Raw genomic sequence first — 9374 nt, 5'->3', positions numbered from 1 at the left:
CCAACTACCTCGTCAACTCCGGATACGGTTCCGTGTGAACGAGTCCCGCTCTAGACCATTTTTGCTTCAGGTCGAATCGACCTGAATCCAAAAAATGGTCCAGAATTACGCTGGAGCGAAATCTGAGCCTTGGCGGACTGCGTCCACCAAGACCGATTTCGCTCTAGCCGACGTAGCCGGCCTGCATCAGTTCGGCGATATGGACGATGGCGACAGGCCGGCCGTCCTCGACCACCAGCAGGGTGGCGATCCTGTTCTGGGTCATCAGGTCAACGGCGTCGCTCATGCGGGCGTCGGGCGCGATGATCTTGGGGCCGGGGCTCATGACGTCGGCGGCGGTCAGTCCGTTGAGGTCTCGTGAGAAAGCCCGCCGCACGTCGCCGTCGGTGACGATTCCGGCCAGACTCCCGTCGCCGTTCAGAACCGCCGCGGCGCCCTTGCGGCCCTCGGTGATGGCGGAGACCACCTCGGCGAAGCTCGCGGTCAGGGGCACGGTCGCGGGGGCGGGCGGACGGTCGCCCATCCAGTCGCGCACGCTCTGCAGGCTCATGCCCAGCTTGCCGCCGGGGTGATGCAGGCCGAAGGCCTCGGCGGTGAAGCCGCGCCGGTCCATCAGCACCATGGCCAGGGCGTCGCCGAGGGCCAGGGTCATCAAGGTCGAGGTCGTCGGCGCCAGACCGTTGGGGCAGGCCTCGGCCACCTGCGGCATGGTCAGGCAGACAGCAGCCGAACGGCCGAGGAAACTGTTGGGCCGCTGGGTCAGACCGATCACCGGAATGCCCTCGCGCTGGCAGTAGAGCAGCGGATCGCGCAGCTCGCGGCTTTCACCGGAGTTGGAGATGGCCAACAGGGTGACGTCCTTGCGCAGCATCCCGAGGTCGCCGTGGCTCATCTCCGCCGGGTGGACGAAGAAGGCGTTGGTGCCGGTGGAGGCCAGCGTGGCGGCGATCTTGCCGCCGATGTGGCCCGACTTGCCCATGCCGGTGACGACCAGATAGCCGGTGCGGGACAGGATGATGTCGCAGGCGCGGGCGATGCCGTCGTCGAGACCCGCTTCCAGCGCCTGAAGCGCGGCGATGTTCAGCTGGATCACCTCCCGCGCCCGGGCGGTCATAGCGGCGGGATCGGCGGACAGGGCAGGGGCGGCGGCGTTGGTCATGCTGCGGAATTGGCCCATCCGGCGCGGTTTCACAATCCGTCGGGCGAGCCGCGCCGATTGCTGCAATGCGAGAAAATGCGGCGCGGGGGTCACCTTTGCCACAGGATCGCGTTAGGATAAGGGCATGCTGAATCCAGACCTGAACACCGATGGCGCCTCCGCGCCGGTCGAGGCGCTCTCATATCTGCCGCCCCCGTCCGCCTTTCTGCAGCGTCCGGCCCTGTTCCTGGACATGGATGGCGTACTGGCGCCGCTGGCGGCCACGCCGGACGCAGTCGTTCCTGATGCGCGCCGCACGGCGGTGCTGCTCCGGCTGGCGGAGCGGCTGGAAGGGCGGGTCGCGATCCTCAGCGGCCGCACCATCGCCGAGATCGACCGGATCGCGGAAAGCGCCTCCGCCTCCGCCTCGGGCGTGCACGGGCTGGAGCGCAGACGGGCCGATGGATCGCTGGACCACACCGCCGCCGACCCGGCGGTCCGCGATGCGGTAGTTGCCTTCGAGCGCTTCGCCCGGGACCGCCCCGGTATGATCGTCGAGGACAAGGCGGTGTCGGCGGGCCTGCACTATCGTGGCGCACCGACCGAGGCCGCCGCCGCAGAAGCCCTGGCTCACAGCCTCGCCGTCGAGACCGGGCTGGCGCTGCAGTCCGGCCATCTGGTGGTCGAGCTGAAGACGCCGGGAACGGACAAGGGCACGGCGCTCAAGGCCTTCATGCTGGAGCCGCCCTTCGCCGGGGCGGTTCCCGTCATGCTGGGCGATGACTTGACCGATGAGGACGGGTTCCGCGCCGCCGCCGACCTGGGCGGCTTCGGCGTGCTGATCGGTCCGCCGCGCCGGACCGCCGCGACCTTCAGACTGCCGGATGTGGACGCCGCCCTGACCTGGCTGGACGCCGTCGAGGCGCGCCCATGACCCCGAACCTCGACCTCGCCCCCATCGGCAACTGCTCGATCAGCGCCCTGATCGACCGCGACGGCCGCTATGTCTGGGCCTGCGCGCCACGGGTGGACGGCGATCCGGTGTTTTCGGCCCTGATGGACGGGTCCGATCCCGACCACGGCTTCTGGGACATCAAGCTGGAAGGACTGGTGACGGTCGAACAGGCCTATGTCCGCAACACGCCGGTCCTCCGCACCGTGCTGACGGCGGAGGACGGCGCCTCGGTCGAGATCATCGACTTCGCCCCGCGGCATCCGAAACACAGCCGCACCTATCGGCCGCTGGCCTTCGGCCGGATCGTCCGGCCCCTCACCGGGTCGCCGCGCATCCGGGTGCGCCTGCGACCGTCCGCCGACTGGGGGGCTCGCCGGGCGGAGACGACCAACGGTTCGAACCATATCCGCTATCTGTGCACGGACGTGACCTTCCGGCTGACGACCGACTGTCCGGTGTCCCACATCCTGAACGAACGGGTCTTCCGGCTGGAACGGCCGCAGGCCTTCTTCTTCGGGCCCGACGAGGGCTATGATCAGGACGTCGGACCCGGTGTCTCGGCGGTTCTGGACCGCACCGTCGCCTATTGGCAGGACTGGGTCCGCACCCTCTATCTGCCGCTGGACTGGCAGGCGGCGGTGATACGCGCCGCCATCACCCTGAAGCTCTGCGCCTATGAGGAGACGGGCGCGATCGTCGCGGCCATGACCACCTCGGTGCCCGAGTTTCCCGAGAGCGGCCGCAACTGGGACTACCGCTACTGCTGGATCCGCGACGCCTACTATGTGGTGCGGGCGTTGAACCGGCTGGGCGCGGTCGATCTCCTGGAAAACTACCTCGGCTATCTGCGCAACCTGGTCGACGCCTCCGCCGGCGGCCACGTCCAGCCGGTCTATGGCGTCGGGCTGGAAGAGGACATCGACGAGAGGATCACCGAGACGGTGGCGGGCTATCGCGGCATGAAGCCGGTGCGGGTGGGCAATCAGGCCCGCGAGCATCTGCAGCACGATGTGTACGGCCAGATCGTCCTGCCGCTGGTCCAGACCTTCTATGACCAGCGGCTGCTGCGCCCGGGCACGATCGAGGATTTCCATGCTCTGGAAAAGGTCGGCGACCGCGCCTTCGCCATGCACGACCAGGTCGACGCCGGTCTGTGGGAGTTCCGCACCATCGCCAGGGTGCACACCTATTCCTCGGTGATGTGCTGGGCCGCCTGCGATCGGCTGGCCAAGGCGGCGGATCATATGGGCCTGGCCACCCGCGCCCTGTTCTGGAACGACCGGGCGGCGATCATCCGCGAACGGATCGAACGCGAGGCCTTCCTGCCCGACGAGGGCCGGTTCGCCGCCAGCTTCGGCAATCGCGAGCTGGACGCCTCCCTGCTGCAAATGACCGATCTCGGCTTTCTCGACGCCCGCGACCCGCGACAGGTCGCGACCTTCGACGCCATCGAAAGGGACCTGAAGAAGGGACCCTATCTGTTCCGCTATATCGAGGCGGATGATTTCGGCGAACCGGAGACGGCGTTCAACTTCTGCACCTTCTGGTTCATTGAAGCCCTTCACCTGAATGGTCGCGACGCCGAGGCGCGCGAGATCTTTGAGGAGATGCTGAGCCGCCGGACCCACGCCGGGCTGCTGTCCGAGGACCTGTCGCTGGGCGACAGGGAGCTGTGGGGCAACTATCCGCAGACCTACTCCCTTGTCGGCATCATCAACTGCGCCGTCCTGCTCAGCCGGTCTTGGACGGACGCGCGATGAGGACCCCCTCCACCAAGGTTTGCGCGGTCCTCTTCCCCCGCAAAGGGGCGGGGGAGGAGACTCTCACGATATCGCGTTGGCGCCCGACGCCGGTGGAATGCGTTGGTGCGACATGAGCCGCCTGATCGTCGTCTCCAACCGCGTGTCCGCGCCCAAAGACCCCGCCGCCGGCTCGACCGGCGGTCTGGCCATGGCGCTATCGGCCGCGCTGCGGAAATACGACGGCCTGTGGTTCGGCTGGTCCGGCGAGACCGTCGAGCAATTCACCGGCGAGCTCAAGATGGAGGACCGGGCCGGCGTCACCGTCGCCCTCGTTGATCTGGAAGCCCAGGACGTCGACGAATATTACAACGGCTACGCCAACAAGACCCTGTGGCCGCTGTTCCATCACCGCGTTGACCTGACCGCCTATGAGCGGTCCTACGGCGAGGGATATGAGCGGACGAACGCCCGGTTCGCCGAAGTGCTGGCGCCCCTGATCCAGTCGGAAGACGTCATCTGGATTCACGACTATCACATGATCCCGCTCGCCCGGGATTTGCGACGACTGGGCGTGAAGAACCGGATCGGCTTCTTCCTGCACACGCCCTGGCCGGTGCGGCAGCTGCTGGTGACACTGCCCCATCACCGCCGGCTGGTGGAGGCGATGTTCGACTACGACCTGATCGGCTTCCAAACCCGCGAATGGCTGGACCTGTTCCGCGACTATGTGGCGTCGGAGCCCAGCGTGAATGGAAAACTACTGCCCAATGACGCGCTTGAGGCTTTCGGCAAGACGGTTCAGGCCGGCGTCTTCCCGATAGGGATCGATGTCGATGGTTTCATAGCCGCGCGAAACTCCGCTCTCGGTCAGCGGTCTTATGACCGAATGGCGTCCTCCGCGGCGTTCCGGACGCTGATCGTCGGCGTTGACCGGCTCGACTATTCCAAGGGGCTTGAGGAACGGTTGCTGGGCTATGAGCAGTTCCTCGAGACCAATCCGGACATGCGCTCCCAGGTCCTGTTGTTGCAGGTCACGCCGATCTCCCGCGACGAGGTCGATGCCTATCAGGACATCCGCGGGCGGCTGGACGCCCTCGCGGGCCGGATCAACGGCGCCTACGCCGAGATGGACTGGCAGCCGATCCGATATCTGAACCGCACCTATCGCCGGGACCAGCTGGCGGGCATCTACCGCGCCGCGCGGGTAGGGCTCGTCACGCCGCTACGTGACGGCATGAACCTGGTGGCCAAGGAGTATGTCGCGGCCCAGAATCCGGACGATCCCGGCGTGCTGGTGCTGTCGCGGTTCGCCGGCGCGGCCGAACAGATGGGCGAAGCCCTGCTGGTCAATCCGTTCAGCCGCGAGGAATTGTCCGACGCCATCCAGCGCGCCCTGACCATGCCGTTGGAGGAACGGAAGCGAAAATGGGCGTGCCTGATGCAGGTGGTGCGCGACACGGACGTGGGCATCTGGCGCGACGACTTCGTCTCGACCCTTCGCGCCGTCGAATGCCCCGCGCACGGCGGCGACGGGTCAGTCGCCGCCGCCTCCGATCAGGCCGCCTGAACGGCCTCGGGAACGTCGCCGTCCCGGGCCGTAGCCATCACATTCGCCGGCCGGTCCATGATCCGCGCCAGATAGGCGTCCAGGAGGGGGCTGTCCGGCGAGTATTCGCGGCCCCAGGCCAGAGCGCTGCCGACCATGACGTCGACCGCCGTGAACCGTTCCCCCATCAGATACGGGCCCCGCTCCAGCGCCCCGAACAGACGGGCGATGACAGCGTCATAACGGGCCTGGGCGACCGGATCGCCGTCCGTCTGGCCGCTGATCTTGCCCCAGTAGGCCGGCTCCATCTCGCCCGCCGTCCAGGCCAGCCAGGTCACATAGGCGGCGCGTTCGGCCGATCCAGCCGCAGCGCCCAGTCCGGCCTCGGGGAACAGGTCCGTCAGATACAGGGCCACCGCCGCCGACTCGGTCACCACGGCGTCCTTGTGCGCCAGGGCGGGGACCTTGCCGTCGGGGTGCAGATTGGCGGGGTCGCGACCGCCCGTGCCTGTCATGGACCGGAAGATGTCGACGTAGCGGATGTCATAGTCGGCTCCGATTTCCTCGAGCAGCCAGACGATGCGGCTCGAACGCGATTGGGGAGCGTGGAACAGGGTGAGCATGGCGAAACTCCTTCTGGGTGGCGCTATCGCTCGGCGCGCGGCGCCTCACTGCTTGAGCGCGTCGGCAACCCGTCGCCGCCGACCTGTCTTGACTACTGTCACCCTGCTGCCAGCATGCTGTCAGCTGTCGTCATCCAGAGTGGGCGAATGAGACGCGCCGACCGGTTATTCCAGATCATCCAGGTGCTACGCCGGTCGTCGAAACCGGTGACGGCCGAGGCCGTGGCGACCGAACTGGAGACGTCGAAACGCTCGATCTATCGCGACATCGCCACCCTGATGGCCCAGCGGGTGCCGATCCGCGGCGAGGCTGGCATCGGCTATGTGCTGGACGGCGGCTTCGATATGCCGCCCCTGATGTTGACCTCGGACGAGGTCGAGGCGGCGGTGCTGGGGGCGCAATGGGTGGCGGGTCGTGGCGATCCGGCCCTGGCGCGCGCCGCCCGCGATCTGATCGCCAAGATCGCCGCCACGGTCCCGGAGAAGCTGCGGCCCGTGGTGCTGGAGCCTGCGGTGGCGACGCCGCCCGCCTGGAAGCATGAGGTTGACACGCTCGACATGTCCCGCGTCCGGGCGTGGATCCACGCCGGCCGCAAGCTGCGTCTCCACTATGCGGACGAACAGGGGCGGGAGACACAGCGGGTCATCTGGCCCTGTCTGGTCGGCTATCGCGAGACCACGCGGCTGCTGGTCGGCTGGTGCGAGACGCGGGACGATTTCCGCACCTTCCGCACCGACCGGGTGATCGAGGCCGAATTCCTCGACGACCGCTATCCCGGCCGCCCCGCCGTGCTGCGTGCGCGCTGGTTCGCCCTCATGGAGGCGCGCCGTTGCGAGTACGAGAGCAGGACTCAGTAGATCTCGAACAGGCCCGCCGCTCCCATGCCGCCGCCGATGCACATGGTCACCACGCCGTATTTGGCGCCGCGCCGCTTGCCTTCGATCAGGACGTGGCCAGTCATCCGGGCGCCCGACATGCCGTAGGGGTGGCCGATGGAGATGGCGCCGCCCGAGACGTTGAGCCGGTCGTCCGGAATGCCCAGCCGGTCGCGGCAGTACAGCACCTGCACCGCGAACGCCTCGTTCAGCTCCCAGATGCCGATGTCGTCGACGGTCAGGCCGTGGCGCTCGAGCAGGCGGGGCACGGCGAAGACCGGGCCGATGCCCATTTCGTCGGGATCGCAGCCGGCCACGGCCATGCCGCGGTAAGCGCCCAGCGGGGTCAGGCCGCGCCGTTCCGTCTCCTTCGCCTCCATGATCACGCAGGCCGAAGCCCCGTCCGACAGCTGTGAGGCGTTGCCGGCGGTGATGAAGCGGCCCTCGGCGATCGCCTCGCCGCCCCCGAACACCGGCTTCAGAGATTGCAGGCCCTCCAAGGTCGTGTCGGCGCGGTTGCCCTCGTCCTTCGAGAGAGTGATCTCCTTCGCGGAGGCCTGACCGGTCGCCTTGTCCATCACCTGCATGGTGGTGGTCATGGACACGATCTCGGCGTCCAGACGGCCCTCGGCCTGGGCGGTGGCGGTGCGCTGCTGGGACCGCAGGGCATATTCGTCCTGGGCGTCGCGGCTGATCCCGTAGCGGGCGGCGACGACCTCGGCCGTCTCCAGCATCGACATATAGATGTGCGGCTGCAGCTTCAGCAGGTCGGGGTCGCGCAGGCGGAACAGGTTCATGTTCTGGTTCTGCACCAGCGAGACCGACTCCAGCCCGCCGCCGACAGCCACGACCTGCCCGTCATGCGTCACCTGTTTCGCCGCCGTGGCGATGGCCATCAGACCCGAAGCGCACTGGCGGTCCAGGCTCATACCCGCCGTGGTGACCGGCAGGCCGGCGGCCAGCGCCGACTGTCGCGCCACATTGGTGCCTGTCGAGCCCTGCTGCAGGGCCGCGCCCATGACCACGTCCTCGATCTCGGCCGGATCGACGCCCGAGCGCGCGACGGCGTGGCGGATAGCGTGACCGCCCAACTGCTGCGCCTGGGTGTCGTTGAAAGCGCCGCGATAGGCCCGGCCGATGGGGGTGCGGGCGGTGGAGACGATGACGGCTTCACGTCGCATCTGCGATGCTCCTGCTTGTTTGCCCTATCGCTCGCCTCGCGGAGGCTCGCTGCTTGAGGGCGGGTTGACGGCGACCCTAGGCGCTTGCCGTTGGGTCAAGGCAAGAGGTCAGCCGAGCGCCTGCTGGGCCTTTGTGAGCTCGATCATTCCTTGGGCCGCGCCCATTTCAGGGACGATCTCGCCGGTGCGGTCCGAAATTTCGGCGAAGCGGGCGGCGACCTGCTCCGGGGCGTCCTCGCCGACGGCGCGGATGCCCTGGGTGATCGTCACATAGGCGCGTTCGAACCCGCCGGCGCCGGCGGTCAGGATACAGCGGCTGGGGGCGTCCTCGCTGACCAGATGCAGCAGGCCGGGCGAGACCGTGTCTGGTCCCAGCAGATCCAGGGGCAGGCGGGCGCCGAGGTCCTCGGTCATACGGGTGTGGGCGGTGGGGGCCAGACAGTTGACGCGGATGTCGTTCTTCGCGCCCTCGATCGACAGGGTCTGCATCAGGCCCACAAGGGCCATCTTGGCCGCGCCGTAGTTGGACTGGCCGAAATTGCCGTACAGGCCCGAGGAGGAGGTGGTCATGACGATGCGGCCGTAGTTGGCCTCGCGCATGATGTCCCACACCGCCTTGGTGCAGTGGACGGCGCCCATCAGGTGGACGTCCATGACGAAGCGGAAATCGTCCAGCTCCATCTTGGCGAAGGACTTGTCGCGCAGGACGCCGGCATTGTTCACCAGGATGTCGACCCGACCCCATTTCTCCACCGCGGCCGCAACCATGGCCTCAACCGCGGCGAAATCGGTGACCGAGGCGGCATTGGCCATGGCCTCGCCGCCCGCTGCCCCGATCTCGGCCACGACAGACTCGGCGGCGGTCGCGGAGCCGCCCGAACCGTCGCGGGCTCCACCCAGATCGTTGACGACCACTTTTGCGCCGCGTTTGGCCAGGGCGAGGGCATGTTCACGCCCCAGGCCGCCGCCGGCCCCCGTCACGATCGCCACCCGTCCGTCAAACCGCATCGTCATCCGACTGCTCCTCTTGTCGTCGGGAGCTTCCTAGCAGCCGTTCCGCTTCGGGAAACCCGCTCAATGTGTTGAAACGGCGCCACAGTCGCCACATTCGTATCCAGAATGAGGAACCTCGACGGTACATTCCCGTTCGGCATTGCGAGCGCCCCGTATAAACGGGGACTTCGGGCAACCACTGAGTATGAGGGATATGATGAAGGTGAAACTTCTTGCTGGCGTGGCGATGGCGGGGCTGTTCTCAGCCGGCGTCGCCAACGCCGAGCCGAATGGCTGGTACGGCGCGATTGATGCGGGTT

The 9374-nt window shown here is 67.5% G+C and carries 8 protein-coding genes; 4 read left to right on the top strand and 4 right to left on the bottom strand.

All coding sequences use genetic code 11. From position 1 onward, the window contains the following. Positions 1-163: 163 nt before the first annotated feature. Positions 164-1177 (bottom strand): KpsF/GutQ family sugar-phosphate isomerase, encoded by a 1014-nt coding sequence (locus ACTIEW_RS15550; RefSeq protein WP_439478811.1) that lies wholly within the window; start codon positions 1175-1177, stop codon positions 164-166. A gap of 106 nt (positions 1178-1283) precedes the next feature. Between ACTIEW_RS15550 and otsB the strand changes: the two genes are divergently transcribed. The 3 genes from otsB to ACTIEW_RS15535 all read left to right on the top strand — a co-directional run bounded on the left by otsB (position 1284) and on the right by ACTIEW_RS15535 (position 5402). Continuing rightward, positions 1284-2072, top strand: a complete 789-nt coding sequence (otsB, locus tag ACTIEW_RS15545) for a trehalose-phosphatase (protein ID WP_439478810.1) — start codon at positions 1284-1286, stop codon at positions 2070-2072. Beyond that, entirely contained in the window at positions 2069-3853 is a 1785-nt protein-coding gene (locus ACTIEW_RS15540) for a glycoside hydrolase family 15 protein (RefSeq protein WP_439478809.1), read from the top strand. The genes otsB and ACTIEW_RS15540 overlap by 4 nt, the downstream gene beginning before the upstream one ends. A gap of 112 nt (positions 3854-3965) precedes the next feature. Further along, positions 3966-5402: an alpha,alpha-trehalose-phosphate synthase (UDP-forming) gene (locus ACTIEW_RS15535; RefSeq protein WP_439478808.1), complete on the top strand. Its 1437-nt coding sequence runs from the start codon at positions 3966-3968 to the stop codon at positions 5400-5402. Here the strand turns inward: ACTIEW_RS15535 and ACTIEW_RS15530 are convergent. Beyond that, positions 5390-6004, bottom strand: coding sequence for a glutathione S-transferase family protein (locus ACTIEW_RS15530; protein ID WP_439478807.1), 615 nt, complete (start codon positions 6002-6004; stop codon positions 5390-5392). The genes ACTIEW_RS15535 and ACTIEW_RS15530 overlap by 13 nt on opposite strands. Before the next feature lie 147 nt (positions 6005-6151). On the opposite strand from ACTIEW_RS15530, the gene ACTIEW_RS15525 reads away from it, so the two are divergent. Further along, a complete protein-coding gene (locus ACTIEW_RS15525) occupies positions 6152-6862 on the top strand; it encodes a helix-turn-helix transcriptional regulator (protein WP_439478806.1) in 711 nt (236 codons plus the stop codon). Here ACTIEW_RS15525 and ACTIEW_RS15520 read toward each other — a convergent pair. Both ACTIEW_RS15520 and ACTIEW_RS15515 read right to left on the bottom strand, forming a co-directional pair. Then, on the bottom strand, positions 6856-8061 hold the full coding sequence (locus ACTIEW_RS15520; RefSeq protein WP_439478805.1) for an acetyl-CoA C-acyltransferase: 1206 nt from the start codon (positions 8059-8061) through the stop codon (positions 6856-6858). The two genes, ACTIEW_RS15525 and ACTIEW_RS15520, sit on opposite strands and share 7 nt — an antisense overlap. A 108-nt stretch (positions 8062-8169) precedes the next feature. Next, positions 8170-9075 carry an SDR family NAD(P)-dependent oxidoreductase gene (locus ACTIEW_RS15515; protein ID WP_439478804.1) on the bottom strand — a complete coding sequence of 302 codons (906 nt, stop codon included), beginning with the start codon at positions 9073-9075 and terminating at the stop codon, positions 8170-8172. Positions 9076-9374 lie beyond the last annotated feature (299 nt).

It is taken from the genome of Brevundimonas sp. (assembly GCF_051860745.1).
Lineage (GTDB): Bacteria > Pseudomonadota > Alphaproteobacteria > Caulobacterales > Caulobacteraceae > Brevundimonas.
This window is presented reverse-complemented; position numbering and strand designations above follow the sequence as displayed.

Excerpts from the sequence above, each read along its gene's own strand:
- otsB (WP_439478810.1), top strand. The coding sequence starts at position 1,284 with ATGCTGAATCCAGACCTGAACACCGATGGCGCCTCCGCGCCGGTCGAG.
- ACTIEW_RS15540 (WP_439478809.1), top strand. The coding sequence starts at position 2,069 with ATGACCCCGAACCTCGACCTCGCCCCCATCGGCAACTGCTCGATCAGC.
- ACTIEW_RS15530 (WP_439478807.1), bottom strand. The coding sequence starts at position 6,004 with ATGCTCACCCTGTTCCACGCTCCCCAATCGCGTTCGAGCCGCATCGTC.
- ACTIEW_RS15525 (WP_439478806.1), top strand. The coding sequence starts at position 6,152 with ATGAGACGCGCCGACCGGTTATTCCAGATCATCCAGGTGCTACGCCGG.
- ACTIEW_RS15515 (WP_439478804.1), bottom strand. The coding sequence starts at position 9,075 with ATGACGATGCGGTTTGACGGACGGGTGGCGATCGTGACGGGGGCCGGC.
- ACTIEW_RS15550 (WP_439478811.1), bottom strand. The coding sequence starts at position 1,177 with ATGGGCCAATTCCGCAGCATGACCAACGCCGCCGCCCCTGCCCTGTCC.
- ACTIEW_RS15535 (WP_439478808.1), top strand. The coding sequence starts at position 3,966 with ATGAGCCGCCTGATCGTCGTCTCCAACCGCGTGTCCGCGCCCAAAGAC.
- ACTIEW_RS15520 (WP_439478805.1), bottom strand. The coding sequence starts at position 8,061 with ATGCGACGTGAAGCCGTCATCGTCTCCACCGCCCGCACCCCCATCGGC.